Raw genomic sequence first — 15,275 nt, forward strand, 5'->3', positions numbered from 1 at the left:
CATCCCAAAAAGGATCATTACCTTGGGGAGGCGCGCCGACCTTTTCAGCGGTCTCCTAGGGATCGCTCTTTGAGCGTACAGCGTCTGACCACGTCGTGGCGCCTTCCGCACCTGATGTTGGTGCGTCTCCCGGCCGGGTGCCGGGGGACCGGAGGAAGGACGCGCTGTGACGCTTCCTGCACTGGCGGCCCCGGGCTCGCCGGACGACAACCCGCACGACCTCTACGACCTCGTCCAGATCGCCCCGGCCGAGGGCCGGCCGGCGGAGACGGTGACCACGGCGGAGGACACCGCTGATGAGGTGTTGGCGGTCTGGGCGGCGGCCGGGGACGCCGCGGCGTTCGCGGAGCTGTACCGCCGGTACACCCGGATGATCGCCTCGCACCTGTACCGCCGCCGTGTCGACCCCGGTGACGTGGACGACCTCATCCAGGAGGTGTTCACCACCGCGCTGGAGCTGCTCCACGGCGGGTCGTTCCCCGACGGCTCGTTCCGCTACCGGCTGCTCGGCTATGTGATGGTCCGGGTGCTCAACGGCTACTTCGGCAAGCGGTGGCGGCACGAGGAGACCGTGGGCAAGGCGACGCTCGCCGCGAGCATGCCTCGCCCCGACAGCACCCCGCCGCCCGGCCTGTCCGCAACGTTCGTCGCGGCGCTGGCCACATTGACGCCGCAGTGCCGGCAGGTCACCAAGCTGCGCTACCTCGAAGGCCAGTCGGTCGCGACCACGGCACTGGTCGTCGGCATCGAGGAGCGCCGGGTGGCGGATGTGACCCGGATCGCCGTGCGGGACCTGCACCGGGCGCTGACCGGCACCGACCGGCCCCGTCGGCCCAAAGCGGCACCGCTCGCCGAGCTGCTGCCGATCGCGCTGGAGGTCGCCACCGAGACCCTGGCCGCCGGGGACCGGTGGGGGCTGCGAACGCTCAAGGCCGGTTTCCAGGCCCGGAAGATCCCGCTGAGCACGACCCGCGCGCAGGAACTGACCCGCGCGGTTCGTGCGGTCATGCCGGAGACCGGGACCGGTCGGCCGACCGACCGGTCTGGTCCGCCGCAAGGCGAAGGGCGGTGCCCGCTGATGTCGCACGCCCCGACGATCGAGGCCCGTTCCTCCTCGCAGCGTCAGACCGCCGCCCTTCGGGCCGGGATCACCCTGCTCGCCATGGTCGGTGAGGCCCTGGACGCCACCGGCGCGCACCTGTACCTGGCCGCTTCCGGCGTCGGCGACCGCCCCACGCTCACCGCCGACGTGTTCGGCCCCGGTAATCCCTCCGACCCCGGCGAGGCGCCGGTGATCCGGGCCGGTCTCGTCGCGGTGGTCGGCGCGCTCGGGCTGCCGCTGACCGTCGACTACGACCGCCCGAACTCTCTCGGGTTGTCCGTGGAAGCCACCTTCTCCGGGGTCCGGGTCCAGGTCTTCGCCCGGTTCACCGCCCCCGACACCATCGCCGCCGCCCGCAACCTTCTCACCCCGGTCCGAACAGGAGTCTCCCGATGACCACGCCCACCGCGGCCGGCACCGCGACCACCGGCCCGCACCTCGACCCCGCCACCCCGGCCGACCCGTTGGCCGGGCTCACCCCGCTGATCTCGGTCGAGACGGCCGCGGAGGTTCTCGGGTTCTCCCGGGCGTCGGCGTACCGGTACGCCAAGGCCGGGCAGCTCCCGGTCCGGCGGATCGGGGGGCGGGTGTACGTGGTGACCGCCGAGCTGCGTGCCCTGCTCACCCCGGACAGCCCGACAGCGGGAGGTGGGGTGTGAGCCGCGAGGACCGTCATCCCCGCCGGCTGGGTCGGGCGTTGGATGCCGGTCTGTGGTTGGTGGCCGGGCTGGTCGCGGTGTACAGCCTGGCCAACGTCCACCAGGTCGTCCGCGGGCACGGCACCGCCGACCCCCAGGCGTGGCTACTCGCACCGATCGTGGACATCGCCCTGTTCGTATCGATCACCGCGGACAGTGCGCTGTCCCGCTACCCAGGGGTGCGCCCATCCGGCTGGGGCACCGGGTTGCGCTGGTTCTGCGGGATCGCGACCTGGACGCTGAACGTGTGGGCCCCGCTGGTCGGTGTCACGCCGTCGACCGTTCGTAACCATCTGTCAGCGCTGCGGCGGGCGGAGGTGACCCCGCGATGAAACCCGACATCCGCGCCGAACTCCGCGTGCTGCCCCTGTGGGCGGCCGCCGCCGTGGTCGCGGTGGCCGTCGTCGTCCTGGTCCTGCGCATCACCGGTCTGATCGTCGTGGCGATCGTCGACGCGGCCGAACGGGTCGACGTGGCCGTGTCCACGACGCTCGGGATATCCCCGCTGGGCGCCTCGACTCTCCTGCTCCCGGCCGACTGGACGCCTGGCGGGGGGTGGGAGCGGTGACCGCGCCCGTGCGCCTGAGCAAGGAGAACCCCGACGTGGGTGATGTTGTCCCGCTCCGGCCGTGGACTCCGGCGGTACCGGCAGCCGGTGGCGATGACGCGGTCATCAACCCGAGCCAGAGCCGGAGCCGGAGCGTACGTGGTTGGAGCACGCACGCGACTTCGCCGACCTGAAGTGGTGGAGCGCGGCGCCGAAGTCGCGGGCCACGATCGCCGACGCGCTGACGACCGTCACCCCGGCGCTCCTGACCGCCGACCCGTCGGCCGTGCATGCCGAACTCGTCCGGGAAGCGCTCTACGCGTTGGTGTTCCGCACCGGGACACGGACTGCGGATGCCGGCCCGCATCGCCCCCGGGTCGAGCTGGAGCCACCCGAGCACCTGGCCGCCACGCTCGCATGGCTCGCTGAGCACTCTCGGCCGCTCACCGACTTGGCCGAACCGGACATCGCCCGCAGTGCGTTGGATCGGATAGCCCGGAAGCTGGACGGTCGGCCGGCCGCCGCGAACACAGTGATGCGCAAACGCGCGGTGTTCTTCGGCGCGCTCGACTACGCGGTGGAACGGCGCGACCTGGACGTCAACCCGCTCCCCGGGTTGACGTGGACAGTGCCGAAGCAGGTGGAACAAGGTCGACCGCCGGGTGGTGTGCAACCACCAGCAGGCCCGGGCGCTACTGGATGCGGTCAGCCGGCAGGGGGATGTCGGTCGACGCCTGGTCGCCTACTACGCCGTGGCCTACTACGCCGGGCTCCGCCCGGGGGAGATCAACGCCCTGGACGAAGACACCGTGGAGCTTCCCGGCGAGGACGCGGAAGACCAGTGGGGGGCGCTCCGGCTGGCGACATCCCGGCCTGGGACCGGCGCCGGCTGGCTCGACGAACAGCTGCCTGACGGTCAGGAGATCGCGCCGGCCCGGCAGTTGAAGCACCGGGCGATCGGGGACACCCGCCCCGTCCCCACCTGCCCGCCGCTGGTCGCGATCCTCCGCCGGCACATCGCCGATTTCGGGTTCGCCGCCGACGGCCGTCTGTTCACCGGGATGCGGGGAGGTGAGGTCAGCGATTCGGTGGTCGGGCGGGTGTGGGCCGCCGCGCGGGCCGACGCCCTTACCTCGGCGCAGGCGGCAGGGCCGCTCGCCCGTCGGGTCTATGACTTGCGTCATGCCTGCCTGTCGGGGTGGTTGAACGCCGGAGTCTCGTCGCAGCAGGTAGCCGAGTGGACCGGGCACAGCGTGGCCGTCCTGCTGAAGGTCTACGCCAAGTGCGTGGATGGCGACGACATCGCGGCCCGCAAGCGGATTGAGGCGGCACTGACCCTCGGCGTCGACCGATGATCGTGTCCACGTATTGTCCACGGCCAGCCGGCAGAAGCCGGGACCGACCGCGGGCATGAGAAAGGCCCCGGAGCGCCTCCAGGGCCTTTGCCGCAGCATGTTCCGGGTGAACCCGGGGGGCGGTGGCAGGTGTTGGGTTCGAACCAACGTAGGCTGAGCCGGCGGTTTTACAGACCGCTCCCTTTGGCCACTCGGGCAACCTGCCGTTGGTGGACAGCATACGGGATGGAGCACGTGCTTCGACGCACCCTCCCGTCTACGGACGCTCCCTTCCAACCCACGTGGCGCCTCGGGGATCTGGACCTCTGTGGAGAAGCATGATCGCTCTGCCTTTGGCCCTCGGGCCACAGATATGCCCCACGCTGGAGTCTGGGCAGACTCGGGGGCGGGCGTCGCAGGCACGCGCGACGCACGGATACGAAGATCTGCGCCAGGTGCGCGGGCAACCGAGACAACAAGGAGGCGCTTCGTCGTGGCGGACCCGTCGTTCGACATCGTGAGCAAGGTCGACCGTCAGGAGATCGACAACGCGATCAACCAGACCGCCAAGGAGGTGCGGACCCGCTTCGACTTCCGCGACACGGGAGCGTCGGCAGCGTGGTCAGGTGAGTCCATCCTGCTCACCGCGAGTACCGAGGAACGGGTCAAGGCGGTGCTGGACGTGCTGCAGGAGAAGTGGGTCAAGCGCGGCATCTCGCTCAAGGCCCTGCAGCATGACGAGCCCACGCAGGCCGGCAAGGAACACAAACTGGTCGTGACCGTCCAGCAGGGCATCGCCGACGACAAGGCCAAGGCGATCTCCAAGAAGATCCGGACCGACGGCCCGAAAGGCATCCAGGCCCAGATCCAGGGAGACCAGCTCCGCGTCACCGGCAAGAAGCGGGACGATCTCCAGCGGATTATCCAGATACTCAAGGAGGACGACTTCGGGCTGCCTCTCCAGTTCGTCAATTACCGCTAGTAGCGTCAGAGGACCGGCCAGGTACTCACGCGTCCTGTTTCGATCAAGAGATTCTGATCAAGAGATGAGTGCGAAAACGGCTGCTGTCACGACCGTCCACTCCTCATTTTCGTGATTCGACGATTTTTGATCATGAATTCTTGGTCGACTTCGAAATGGATCTGCGCTGCTTGACCGACGCTCCACGAGCGGATGTCCCGCCAGGGCGGACGCCGGACCGGTGGCGTCAGGCCCGGCCGCAGGTACTGGACGGGTACCGGAAGCGATGGGTACGCCGGCGGCCGACCCAGGCGGTCGGCGCAGCAGCGTAGCCACTTCCCTCCCAGCCGGCCAAAGGACCAAAGGACCAAAGGACCGGGATCATGCTTCTCCCGTCGGCGGAGGCCCAGGTCCCCGGGTCGCGGCCGGGCACAGGGTGGCCCGGCCGCCTGGAACATATTCCACAAAAAGGGTGCACCCCGCCCGATGGGGGGTTTCGGGCGGGGTGCCGCACGGCGAGGCCTGGGGGTTTGCCCCGCCGCGAGTCTGAGGTTCCGCGGCCGCGAGGTCTGAGCCTGAGGTTCTGGGCCTGCGGCTCAGGCCTTTTCAGAATACGACTTCCTCGCGAGGATTCAACGGTAAGGGTCGATCCGGGCCATCCCCTCCAGCCGCTCGATCCGGCGCTCCATCGGCGGGTGTGTGCTGAACATCTGGCCGACGCCACCACCCCGGAACGGATTGGCAATCATGAGCGCGGACACGGGCGCCAACTGGGAGCTCTGCGGCAGCGGCCGGGCAGTCGCGGCGGCCTGAAGCTTGCGCAGCGCGAGCGCAAGGCCCAGGGGGTCGCCGGTCAACGTGGCGCCGGAGGAATCGGCCTGGTACTCCCGGGCCCGGCTGATGGCGAGCTGGATGATCGCCGCCGCGATCGGCCCCAGCACGATGAACAGCATGATCTCCAGGATGCCCGGACCGTCGTCGTCGTCCCCGCGGCCTATCCCGAAGATGGCCGCGAACTGGGCGAAGTGCGCCAGGTAGACGATGACGCTCGCGAGCGCGCCGGCGACGGAGGCGATGAGGATGTCCCGGTTGTGGACGTGGCTGAGCTCATGGCCCAGGACCCCGCGCAGCTCACGATCATCCATGATTTCCAGGATTCCCGCGGTACAGCACACCGCGGCGTTGCGCGGGTTACGGCCGGTCGCGAATGCGTTGGGCGCCGCGGTCGGGCTGATGTAGAGCCGCGGCATCGGCATCCGCGCCCGGGTCGCGAGCTCGTGGACGATCGCGTACAGACGTGGCTGTTGGATCTGGCTGACGGGATAAGCCCGCATCGCGCGCAGGGCCAGCTTGTCCGAAAAGAAGTATGAGACCCCGTTGATACCGAGGGCGAAAATGAGAGCGATTAGCAGGCCACGGCTCCCGAACAGGGAACCGACAAACAGAATCACCGCGGACAGTACGCCCAGCAGGACCGCGGTCTTGAGCCCGTTGAGGTAGCGGTGGGACATGGCGTCGGTGTCCTGTCGTCTCGAGGGTTGCGCCTGTAGCAACGCCCGGATCGACCGGGAGCGTTCCCGCCCCATATGGTCACCGATTGCAACAGCATACTCACTTGACGACTGAGGCTCCGCTGATCCAGCGGGGATCCCCATCAGTGATCCCTACCGGCGATCCTCGGCCGGACCGTTGACCAGGGCCCCTATCCGCCGGCTGTGCCGAGAACGTCCCGGATGCCCGCGGCCAGTTCGACACCGGCCAGTCCTGCCCGCTCGAGCTGGTCGACGGTGAGGGCCGCCAGGGCCGCATACGCCGACGCCGCACTCTGATCAAGCGCCGCGAGAGCACCCAGATGCGCCCGCACGGTCTCGGTGTCCCCGCGCCGGACCGGACCGGTCAGCGCCGCCGGACCACGCTCAAGGGCGTTGCGCAGCGACTGCTCCAGCAGCGGCGCGACAGCGTCCGCCGGCTGCCCGACGCCGAGGGTTTCCAGCAGCTCGAGGGTGGCTGTGACCAGCGTCGCCAAGTAGTTGGCTCCCAGGACGACGGCGGCGTGGTAGGCCGTCCGTGCCTGCTCGGGCACCGAAACGACCCGGCCGCCGACAGCGGTCACGAGCGCGTTGACGACCGGCTGCGCGCCCGGGTCGGCGGTCACCCCGAACCCGGCTCCCGCCAGCCGGCCCGCGTCGTCGGCGGCACCGCTCAACGTCATGATCGGATGTACTGCCGCACGGAACGCCCCACTGGCGAGAACGGGATGCAGGACGTCCGTACCGTGCCGTCCGCTGGCATGCACGACAACCTGCCCTGCCCGCAGGGCACCGGCACTCGCGATGTCGCCGGCGACGTCCCGAATCATATCATCGGAAACTGTGAGAATAGCCACATCGGATGCTTCGGCCACCGCCGCCGGCGTCCCGACCCACGCTGCTGGGAAGCGGACACGAGCACGCTCCAATGCTGTGACGGAGCGCGCATGCACCGCCACCACCGGATAGCCGGCGTCCGACAGCGCCGTCCCGAGTGCGCTCCCCGCCCGTCCGAGGCCGACGATCCCGACTCGCGGCTTCCCTCCCGCGCACGCCGTCCGGACCACAGGTCGTTGCGCGGCGGCGTCGACGCCTTTGGCAGTATCCGCGTCCCCGGCCACCAGGCCATGGTCTCACCGGAGGTCCCGCCCAACCCCACCGGCTGTAAGGTCCCCACCGGCCGTACACCTCTTTGTCCCCACCGGCCGTAAAGCCCCCACCGGCCGCGGGACTCTTTCTCCTCCGCGCGTTCCCCACACGACCGGCACGGCACGGACTCCTGGTAGCATTCAGGAAGCTGACGGACACGTCTGATCACGCAATGTTTACGCAATGTTTGCGGGTATTCTGGTGAGAATCCTCGCTTTTTACCGCATGCGCCGGAAGATGCCCGCGCGTTTACCGCCGGTCCCCACTCGACGACCGGCGAGCCGCTCCGGTCAGCACGTGTCATATTCATCACACAGACCTGACCCCGTCGGGACGTTGCGCCCCACGCCAATAGTCCGACCGGTACGCTCAAGTGGTACCCGAGGAGGTCACACAACGTGTCAGGCCAGGTCAGGGACCGTCAAATCCATCGACTCGACCGGGTTGTCATCCGGTTCGCCGGTGACTCAGGCGACGGGATGCAGCTCACCGGGGAGCAGTTCACCAGCGAGACAGCGGCGTTCGGCAACGACTTGTCCACCCTGCCGGACTTTCCGGCGGAAATCCGCGCCCCAGCCGGCACACCGGCCGGCGTGTCAGGATTTCAGCTGCATTTCTCCGATCACGATATTCTGACGCCCGGGGACGCCCCGAACATGCTGGTGGCGATGAATCCGGCAGCGCTGAAATCGAATCTGAAGGACCTGCCGAACGGCTCCGACCTCGTCATCAACACCGATGCCTTCACCGGCGCCAACCTGAAAAAGGCTGGATATTCCTCCGACCCTCTCACCGACGGCACGCTGGACGAGTACCGAGTGCACCGGGTGCCCCTGTCGTCGATGACCATCGACGCGGTGAACGCGCTGGAGAGCAGCGCCGGAACCGTCAACAAGAAAGAGGCCGAGCGGGCAAAGAACATGTTCGCCCTCGGCCTCATGAGCTGGCTCTACCAGCGGCCCACCGACGGCGTCGTCGCATTTCTTGAGAAGAAGTTCGCAAAACGCCCCGAGATCGCCGCCGCGAACATCGCGGCGCTGCGCGCCGGCTACAACTACGGTGAGACGACCGAGGCCTTCGCCGTCGTCTACGAGGTTGCGCCGGCCCGGATGAAGCCGGGCAAATACCGTCGCGTCTCCGGGAACCTCGCGCTGTCCTACGGGCTGATCGCCGCCGCCGAGCTCACCGAACTGCCGCTGTTCCTGGGCTCCTACCCGATCACCCCGGCCTCCGACATCCTGCACGAGCTGAGCAAGCACAAGCGCTTCGGGGTGCGGACCTTCCAGGCCGAGGACGAGATCGCCGGTGTCGGTGCCGCCCTCGGAGCCTCCTTCGGTGGTTCGCTCGGTGTCACCACGACGTCAGGACCTGGCCTGGCCCTGAAGACCGAGACCATCGGCCTCGCGGTGGCCCTCGAGCTCCCGCTGGTCATCGTCGACATCCAGCGAGGTGGACCGTCCACCGGGCTGCCGACCAAGACCGAGCAGGCAGACCTCAGCATGGCCGTGTACGGCCGTAACGGCGAGGCGCCGCTGCCCGTGATCGCCCCCCGCTCCCCGACGGACTGTTTCGACGCCGCCATCGAGGCCGTACGCCTGGCGACGAAGTACCGGACACCCGTCATCCTGCTGTCGGACGGCTATCTCGCCAACGGGTCCGAACCGTGGCTGCTGCCTGACCGTGCCGACCTGCCCGACCTTCAGGTGGCGTTCGCGACCGGGCCGAACCACACCGGCGACAACGGTCCGGAGTTCTGGCCATACCTTCGCGACAGCGAGACGCTCGCCCGGCCGTGGGCAGTGCCCGGCACCCCCGGGCTGGAGCACCGCATCGGCGGTCTGGAAAAGGCCGACGGCTCCGGTGGCATCTCCTACGACCCGGCGAACCACGACCGCATGGTGCGCCTGCGCCAGGCGAAGATCGAGGGTATCGCGCGCGACATCGCCGCCCTTGAGGTGGACGATCCCTCCGGTCAGGCTCGGGTGCTCGTCCTCGGCTGGGGTTCGACCTACGGGCCGATCGCGGCCGGATGCCGGCGCGTCCGCGCGAAGGGCCTGCATGTCGCCCACGCACACCTGCGCCACCTTTTCCCGTTTCCCGAGAACACCGGCGAAGTGCTGCGCGCCTATGACAAGGTCCTCGTTCCCGAGATGAACCTCGGTCAGCTCAGGGCCATGGTCCGAGCGGAATTCCTGGTCGACGCCATCGGCTACAACCAGGTCCGCGGGCTTCCGTTCAAGGCCGCCGAACTGGCGGGTGTCCTGGAGGACGTGATTAACCAGTGACCGTCACGACGAACCAGGCCGGTATCACCAACCGGCTGCTCGATCTCATCCCCGTCGCGGACCGACCGCAGACCCGCAAGGATTTCACCTCCGACCAGGAGGTCCGCTGGTGCCCCGGTTGCGGTGATTACGCCATCCTGGCCACCGTCCAGGGATTCCTGCCGGAGCTCGGGATCGCCCGCGAGAACATTGCGTTCATCTCCGGCATCGGCTGTTCCTCCCGTTTTCCGTACTACCTGAAGACCTATGGGATGCACTCCATCCACGGTCGGGCCCCGGCCATCGCCACCGGTCTCGCGGTCTCGCGGCCGGACCTGTCGGTCTGGGTTGTCACCGGAGACGGTGACGCACTGTCAATCGGTGGCAACCACCTGCTCCACGCGCTCCGCCGCAACGTCAACATCAAGATTCTGATGTTCAACAACCAGATCTACGGGTTGACCAAGGGGCAGTACTCACCCACATCAGAAGTGGGAAAAATCACAAAGTCGACCCCGTACGGCTCGCTGGACCGGCCTTACAACCCGATCTCGCTGGTGCTCGGCGCCGAGGCGTCCTTCGTCGCCCGGTCGATCGACTCCGAACGCGCGCACCTGACCTCGGTGCTGCGTGCGGCCGCCGCCCACCCCGGCTCGGCCTTCGTGGAGATCTTCCAGAACTGCAACATCTTCAACGACGGAGCGTTCGACAGTCTGAAGGACCGCTCGTCCAAGGACGACGCGACCCTGCGTCTCAACCACGGCGAGCCGCTGGTGTTCGGCGCGGAGAGCGACAAGGGCATCCGCCGTGGCCCCACGGGCGAGCTGGAGGTGTGCGCCGCGACCGATGACGGTGTACTGGTCCACGACGCCCACGCGACCGAGCCGAGCCTGGCGTTCGCGCTGTCGCGGGTCACCGGCAGCTCCACCGGAGTCACGCCGATCGGGGTCTTCCGGGACGTGGACGTCCCCACCTATGACGAGCAGCTCAACAGCCAGATCGCCGACGCACAGACCCGCCAGGGCAAAAGTGACCTGATGCAGCTGCTGGGCAGCGGCGACACCTGGACGGTTTCCTAGAACGCCGGTCGATTCCCAGCGGGGCCGAAGAGCGCGCGATCGTGACTTCTCGCGCGCTCGCAGGCCCCGGGAGCCCAGCCGGCCGAAGAGCACGTGACCGTGGTTTTGCGCACACTCGGAGACTTCAGGGAACTCCGCGGGCCGAAGATTGCGTAGCCATGATTTTTCACGTCCGGGTCGCCTGAAGGTCGCCCTGCGGTCGAATAGCACCTTTGACGGAGCGTTGTCTGCATATCGTCGGAATATCCGCGACTCGTACGTTAGGATCCGTACCACGTCTGGCATCCCGAATCCGCCTTTCTGGATCTCCGTACCGGTCGGGCGGGTGCTGGGGCTCGGGGGCTACCGTGAGCTACCGATCCGGAGGAACAGTGCAGGACAGATCGTCCCATTGCCGGCAGACCCGACGGACTTCTCCCCGGGTATCACTTCCCACGGCAGGCGAGGTGGGCCGTGGGTAACCATTCCGCCGGCCGGCACTCACGGAAGCAGGCGGCAGCCGACCCACACCGAACCGGTTTCGACCGTGCGCCCGCAGTCGCCAGCGCACCGAGCAGCAGGCGGGCGGCTGTCAGTGAAATGGCCCCCGACAGCTCCACGGTGACCGAACCCGTCAGATCGCCACGAATCTTCCGGAAACGCGACGCCCGTCCGAAATCGCAACCGGTCACACCGACGTTCCCCGAGCCGGTGCCGCCACGGCCGGGAGCGATGTTCATCCCTCGTCAGCAGCTGAGGAACTCCGGCGAACTGGACACGCTGAGCGGGCCGATCCCGTTCAGCGCCTCGGCGCGGCGCAGTGACTGGACCACGGGGCGCACCACGTCCGGCATCCAGAGGATCGGGGGGCGTGAGGCGCGGACGGCGATCCGCTCCGTGGGACGCACGACGGGCACGCCGGTGCCGGAGACATTCGACTCTGGCACCGGCGGAACGCAGTCGGATAACAGGCGCTCGTCTGGCACGCGCCGTGGCGCACATCGGGACGTCGCCGCCAGGCAGGGTCGCAGCCGCTTAGTCGTCACGGGTACCGCTTCCATCGCCGGGATCTCCGCCCTGCTGACCGGCATGGCCCTGGCCAGCAGCCATGATGAGCAAACCGTCGAGCTCGGGGCAGCCGCCGCGGCACCGTCCGTCGGGCTGGGGGACACACCGTCGGCTTTCAGGCCGACGGCTATCAGGACTCCTCGTGACGCTCACAGGCCGTGGGCACGGCTGGCTGCTCCGCCGCAGACCGCCGCCACGCCCAACTCGGGCATCCCTGAAACAGGCTCCACCGGGAACGATCTACTCTGGGCAGCCGGTGTTCTCGACTCCACCGGGATGGATCTCCCGCAGGCTTCCAGCACCTATCCCGGCACCACCACCAGTGGGATCGACCCGCCGGCCCGCCCGCTCGCGCCGTCGACACAACCCGGCGTCGATCAGCCGCCGTCCACGGGTGGGGCGGCAGCGGAGCCGGTCGACAACGGTCAGGTCGGCGAACCGGCCGGTGAACCGAGCGTGACAACGTCGAGGGAGCCCGGGGCAGGTCAGACGCCCTCAGCGGAGGTGCCTGCCAGCACCCCGGCAACCACCAGTCTGGCAACCACCACCCCGCCGGCGACCCCGCTACCGGCCCCGTCGGCGACCGGCGGGGGCAGCGCGCCAGCCAGGCAGCTGCCGGAGAATGCCGCGGCTGCAGGCGCGGCAAACTCGGGCACGGCCGCTGCGCCGGCTGCCCCGGAGCCCTCCGCCGGAGAGGCCAGGGCAGCCACCGACAATCCCACCAAGCTGGTCGAGTTCTACGATCCCCCACCGGTCTCGCCACTGAGCAGGTAGCAAGTAGCAGATAGGGACGGACCGGGAACAGCCCAGGTGCACACGGAGTAGGAGCTGCGCGAGCAGTGCGGCTCCCAGGGCCTGTCTGATGGATAGTTGAAGATTCACCAGACAGGCCCTGGCACCGGTTATCCGGTGCGATCGATCACGTAGTCGGCGAGCGCCTCCAGCGCGGTCCTGGCTGGACCCTTCTCCAACGAGGTCAGGCAGTTGCGCGCCTGCCCCGCCCAGCGCGCCACCTCACGACGGGCACGTCCCATGGCCGGGTGACCGCGCAGCAGGTCCAGCGCCTCGGCGAGCGCTCCTTCCACGGCGAAGCCGTCCCGCATGAGGCTGCGCAGCCGGGCTGCGGCAGCATCGTCCTCCTGGAGCGCGTAGAGCACCGGCAGCGTGGGAATTCCCTCGAGCAGATCGGTGCCGGGTGTCTTACCGGATGCGGACGGGTCGGAGGCGACGTCGATGAGATCGTCGGAAAGCTGGAAGGCCACCCCGAACCGTTCACCGAAAGTAGCAAGGGTGTCCACGGTGAAGGGATCGGCACCGGCGAGCATCGCACCGAGCCGGCCTGACGTGGCAATCAGTGACGCGGTCTTTTCGCTGATCACACGAAGGTAGTGGTCGACGGGGTCCTGTCCCGGCACCGGCCCGACGGTTTCCCGGATCTGACCCTCGCACAGGGTCGCGATCGTGCGGGCCAGGATGCGGGTTGCCTCCGGCCCCAGATCGGCGGTGATGTCCGAGGCCCGCGCGAACAGGAAGTCGCCGGTGAGGATCGCGATCGTGTTGGTCCATCGGACGTTCGCCGAGGCCGCTCCCCGTCGCAACGGCGCTTCGTCCATGACGTCGTCGTGGTACAGCGTCGACAGATGGGTGAGTTCGATCGCCACCGCGGCCGGCAGCACGCCGATGGCGTCCGGGTCGCCGAAATGGGCCGCGAGCAGCACGACCATCGGTCGAAAGCGCTTGCCACCGGCGTCCACGAGATGCCGGGACGTCTCGGTGACGAACGGCACGTTGCTACGGACGGTGTCGCGCAGCATCCGTTCGACCTCGTCGAGGCCACGACGAATAGCCTGCTCCAGATCAGGGTCGGCCCTGATTCCCGCAAGATCCAGCCCCGTTGTGCTCATGTAGGTTCCTTGGGGCCTCCGAGCGCGCGAAACAACCATGATCGCGCACTCTTCGGCCAGCTAGGCGTCAGCGTACGAAGCCGGACGTGGCCGCGGTACCGGCAAGCTCGAGTAGAGGCTGTGGTGCAACTCCCAGCAGGAGCGTCATGATCGCGCCGATACCGACAGCCGCATAGGTAAGTGTCGGACGAGTGACAATTATGGGGCCGTCCGCACCCGGTTCCTGGAAGAACATCAGAACGATCACCCGAACGTAGAAGAAGGCGGCGATCGCGCTGGTGATCAGCGCGACGACCACCAACGGAGTCGCGTCACCGGCGACAGCAGCCTGGAAGACGGCGAACTTCCCGGTGAATCCGCTGGTGAGCGGGATGCCGGCAAGTGCGAGGAGCAGGAAGGCGAAGATGCCCGCGAGCACCGGGGACCGCCGCCCGAGCCCCTGCCACTGGGACAGATCGCTCGCCTCGCCGTCCCCGGTACGGACCATGGTGACCAGGCCGAACGCGGCGATCGTCGTGAAGCCGTAGGCGACCAGGTAGAACAGTGATCCGCTCAGCCCGTCGCTGTTGGCCGCGGCGAGGCCGGTGAGCAGGAAGCCGGCATGAGCGACTGCCGAGTAGGCCAGCATCCGCTTGATGTCGCGCTGGGTCAGCGCCAGCACCGCACCGACGACCATGGTCAGGATCGCGATGATCCAGACCATCGGCCGCCAGTCCCAGCGCAACCCACCGAAGGACACGTAGAACACCCGCAGCAGCGCACCGAACGCCGCCACCTTCGTACCCGCGGCCATGAAAGCCGTGATCGGGGTCGGTGCGCCCTGGTAGACGTCCGGTGTCCAGGAGTGGAACGGCGCAGCACCGATCTTGAAGAACAGGCCGATGCCGAGCAGGGCCATGCCCAGGTAGAGGTAGGTGTCGTTCGCGCCGACCTTACCCGCGGCATCGGCGATCCGGCCGAGGTTGACGCTGCCGGCATAACCGTAGATAAAAGCCAGGCCATAGATAAAGAATGCTGACGAGAAGGCACCGAGCAGGAAATACTTCATCGCCGCTTCCTGCGACAGCAGGCGATGGCGGCGGGCCAGGCCGGCGAGCAGGTACAGCGGCAGGGACAGGATCTCCAACGCGATAAACATGATCAGAAGCGTGTTCGAGGAGACGAACAGCAGCATCCCGGCCACCGAGAACGCCATGAGCGGGTACACCTCGGTCTGTACCTCGGCGGAGGAGCGTTGGGCGGCCGCCCCCGGCGATCCCGGTGTGATCGCCGCCGACGCCACGATCGCGCCGCCGGAGGAATCCAGCCGCCGCTCGGCGACCAGTAGCACCGCGAGCAGGGCGAACGCCAGGATGGCGCCTTCCATGAACAGCGTGGGGCCGTCGATAGCCAGCGACCCCGCCGCCAGCACCTGTCGTCGGGTGTGCAGCAGGACGACCGCCACGAACGCGGCCACGAACCCCGCCGCGGCCAGCAACGGCTGGATCCCCCGACGGGCCTTGGCCGGCGCGAACGCGTCGATGAGAACACCCGCCAGCGCCACCCCGAAGACGATGATGATCGGGCTCAGCGCGCTGTACTGGATCGTCGGGACGTCGATCGTCCCCTGTGTGCTCTGGGCCAGGATGTGCTGGGCCAGCGCGTCCTGGCCGGCGATGGCG

General features: G+C 68.3%; 13 protein-coding genes and 1 tRNA gene. 9 read left to right on the plus strand and 5 right to left on the minus strand.

Annotated features, from left to right (window positions below; all coding sequences use genetic code 11):
• The first annotated feature begins 166 nt into the window (after nt 1-166).
• From CV1CTNOD_RS20970 to CV1CTNOD_RS27025, 5 genes are all read left to right on the plus strand, one after another.
• Nucleotides 167-1,498, plus strand: a complete 1,332-nt coding sequence (locus tag CV1CTNOD_RS20970; protein ID WP_131787692.1) for a sigma-70 family RNA polymerase sigma factor — start codon at nt 167-169, stop codon at nt 1,496-1,498.
• Nucleotides 1,495-1,761 carry a helix-turn-helix domain-containing protein gene (locus CV1CTNOD_RS20975; protein WP_131787693.1) on the plus strand — a complete coding sequence of 89 codons (267 nt, stop codon included), beginning with the start codon at nt 1,495-1,497 and terminating at the stop codon, nt 1,759-1,761. The genes CV1CTNOD_RS20970 and CV1CTNOD_RS20975 overlap by 4 nt, the downstream gene beginning before the upstream one ends.
• Nucleotides 1,758-2,132, plus strand: a complete 375-nt coding sequence (locus CV1CTNOD_RS20980) for a hypothetical protein (RefSeq protein WP_242606887.1) — start codon at nt 1,758-1,760, stop codon at nt 2,130-2,132. The genes CV1CTNOD_RS20975 and CV1CTNOD_RS20980 overlap by 4 nt, the downstream gene beginning before the upstream one ends.
• Nucleotides 2,129-2,368 carry a hypothetical protein gene (locus tag CV1CTNOD_RS25065; RefSeq protein WP_165485654.1) on the plus strand — a complete coding sequence of 80 codons (240 nt, stop codon included), beginning with the start codon at nt 2,129-2,131 and terminating at the stop codon, nt 2,366-2,368. The genes CV1CTNOD_RS20980 and CV1CTNOD_RS25065 overlap by 4 nt, the downstream gene beginning before the upstream one ends.
• Before the next feature lie 641 nt (nt 2,369-3,009).
• On the plus strand, nt 3,010-3,702 hold the full coding sequence (locus tag CV1CTNOD_RS27025; RefSeq protein WP_131787695.1) for a tyrosine-type recombinase/integrase: 693 nt from the start codon (nt 3,010-3,012) through the stop codon (nt 3,700-3,702).
• 123 nt (nt 3,703-3,825) lie between these two features.
• On the opposite strand, the gene CV1CTNOD_RS20995 is transcribed toward CV1CTNOD_RS27025, so the two are convergent.
• Nucleotides 3,826-3,907: transfer RNA gene (locus tag CV1CTNOD_RS20995), tRNA-Tyr, on the minus strand.
• Nucleotides 3,908-4,174: 267 nt separating this feature from the next.
• Between CV1CTNOD_RS20995 and CV1CTNOD_RS21000 the strand changes: the two genes are divergently transcribed.
• Nucleotides 4,175-4,663: a YajQ family cyclic di-GMP-binding protein gene (locus tag CV1CTNOD_RS21000; protein ID WP_131787696.1), complete on the plus strand. Its 489-nt coding sequence runs from the start codon at nt 4,175-4,177 to the stop codon at nt 4,661-4,663.
• Nucleotides 4,664-5,274: 611 nt separating this feature from the next.
• Here CV1CTNOD_RS21000 and htpX read toward each other — a convergent pair.
• On the minus strand, nt 5,275-6,153 hold the full coding sequence (htpX, locus tag CV1CTNOD_RS21005; protein WP_131787778.1) for a zinc metalloprotease HtpX: 879 nt from the start codon (nt 6,151-6,153) through the stop codon (nt 5,275-5,277).
• Between the two features lie 191 nt (nt 6,154-6,344).
• Nucleotides 6,345-7,292, minus strand: coding sequence for a Rossmann-like and DUF2520 domain-containing protein (locus CV1CTNOD_RS21010; RefSeq protein ID WP_165485656.1), 948 nt, complete (start codon nt 7,290-7,292; stop codon nt 6,345-6,347).
• A gap of 426 nt (nt 7,293-7,718) precedes the next feature.
• On the opposite strand from CV1CTNOD_RS21010, the gene CV1CTNOD_RS21015 reads away from it, so the two are divergent.
• The 3 genes from CV1CTNOD_RS21015 (at nt 7,719) to CV1CTNOD_RS21025 (ending at nt 12,484) form a co-directional block, all read left to right on the plus strand.
• Entirely contained in the window at nt 7,719-9,605 is a 1,887-nt protein-coding gene (locus tag CV1CTNOD_RS21015; protein WP_131787697.1) for a 2-oxoacid:acceptor oxidoreductase subunit alpha, read from the plus strand.
• A complete protein-coding gene (locus tag CV1CTNOD_RS21020; protein WP_131787698.1) occupies nt 9,602-10,663 on the plus strand; it encodes a 2-oxoacid:ferredoxin oxidoreductase subunit beta in 1,062 nt (353 codons plus the stop codon). Before CV1CTNOD_RS21015 ends, CV1CTNOD_RS21020 begins: the two co-directional genes overlap by 4 nt.
• Nucleotides 10,664-11,116: 453 nt before the next feature.
• A complete protein-coding gene (locus CV1CTNOD_RS21025) occupies nt 11,117-12,484 on the plus strand; it encodes a hypothetical protein (RefSeq protein WP_131787699.1) in 1,368 nt (455 codons plus the stop codon).
• Nucleotides 12,485-12,612: 128 nt separating this feature from the next.
• Here the strand turns inward: CV1CTNOD_RS21025 and CV1CTNOD_RS21030 are convergent, their stop codons facing one another.
• Both CV1CTNOD_RS21030 and nuoN read right to left on the minus strand, forming a co-directional pair.
• Nucleotides 12,613-13,614, minus strand: coding sequence for a polyprenyl synthetase family protein (locus tag CV1CTNOD_RS21030; protein WP_131787700.1), 1,002 nt, complete (start codon nt 13,612-13,614; stop codon nt 12,613-12,615).
• 67 nt (nt 13,615-13,681) lie between these two features.
• The gene (nuoN, locus tag CV1CTNOD_RS21035; protein ID WP_131787780.1) at nt 13,682-15,253 is read right to left on the minus strand and encodes an NADH-quinone oxidoreductase subunit NuoN; all 1,572 of its coding nucleotides are present in this window, start codon (nt 15,251-15,253) and stop codon (nt 13,682-13,684) included.
• Between the last annotated feature and the right edge of the window lie 22 nt (nt 15,254-15,275).

The sequence above is a fragment of the Protofrankia symbiont of Coriaria ruscifolia genome (assembly GCF_900634745.1).
Taxonomy (GTDB): Bacteria; Actinomycetota; Actinomycetes; order Frankiales; family Frankiaceae; genus Protofrankia; species Protofrankia californiensis.

What these genes read in the sequence shown, in the direction of transcription:
- htpX (WP_131787778.1), bottom strand. Translation starts at nt 6,153, where the DNA reads ATGTCCCACCGCTACCTCAACGGGCTCAAGACCGCGGTCCTGCTGGGC.
- CV1CTNOD_RS21030 (WP_131787700.1), bottom strand. Translation starts at nt 13,614, where the DNA reads ATGAGCACAACGGGGCTGGATCTTGCGGGAATCAGGGCCGACCCTGAT.
- CV1CTNOD_RS25065 (WP_165485654.1), top strand. Translation starts at nt 2,129, where the DNA reads ATGAAACCCGACATCCGCGCCGAACTCCGCGTGCTGCCCCTGTGGGCG.
- CV1CTNOD_RS20975 (WP_131787693.1), top strand. Translation starts at nt 1,495, where the DNA reads ATGACCACGCCCACCGCGGCCGGCACCGCGACCACCGGCCCGCACCTC.